The organism is Mycobacterium sp. E342, from assembly GCF_001667665.1.
Taxonomy (GTDB): domain Bacteria; phylum Actinomycetota; class Actinomycetes; order Mycobacteriales; family Mycobacteriaceae; genus Mycobacterium.
This window is the reverse complement of the sequence record NZ_LZJM01000094.1, coordinates 1-719: the sequence shown is the minus strand read 5'-3', so window position 1 is coordinate 719 and position 719 is coordinate 1. Positions and strand designations below refer to the sequence as shown.

The window sequence follows — 719 nt, the reverse complement described above, 5'->3', positions numbered from 1 at the left end:
CTGATGCCCTTGCGGAAGAAGTTCTCACAGCCGGTCAGGTAGTGCATGTACTTGTTGTAGACCTCTTCGGACTGGATGGCGATGGCCTGCTCGCGATTGGCCTCGAGGGCGGCCGCCCAGGTCTCCAGGGTCCTCGCGTAGTGCAGCTGCAGCGAGTGGACCCTGGTCAGCTCGAAGCCCGCCGTGACCGCGTACTCGCCGACGGTCTGCGGTGTCGGCAGCCACCCGCCGGGGAAGATCTCGGTCAAGATGAACTGCGAGAAGTGCACGATCTCGTGGGTCAGCTTCATGCCCCGCGCCCGGGCGTCTTTGAAGGACGGGCGAACGATGGTGTGCAACAACATCACCCCGTCGGACGGCAGCGCTTGGTAGGCCATCTTGAAGAAGCGCCCGTAGCGCTGGCGGCCGAAATGCTCGAAGGCGCCGATCGAGACGATGCGGTCGACGGGCTCGTGGAACTTCTCCCACCCCTCCAACAGCACCCGCCGGGTGCGGGGCGTGTCCATCTGGTCGAACGTCTTCTGCACGTGCTCGGCCTGGTTCTCCGACAATGTCAGGCCCACGACGTTCACGTCGTACTTCTCGATGGCCCGCCGCATGGTGGCGCCCCAGCCGCAGCCGATGTCGAGCAGCGTCATCCCCGGCTCGAGCTTCAACTTGCCCAGCGCAAGGTCGATCTTGGCCAGCTGCGCCTCTTCCAGGGTCATGTCGTCGCGCTC

The 719-nt window shown here is 64.8% G+C and carries 1 protein-coding gene; it reads right to left on the bottom strand.

The annotated features are described in order from the left end of the window. A partial coding sequence (locus A5692_RS06120) for a cyclopropane mycolic acid synthase family methyltransferase (protein WP_068053424.1) occupies nucleotides 1–719 on the bottom strand: 719 nt, incomplete at both ends.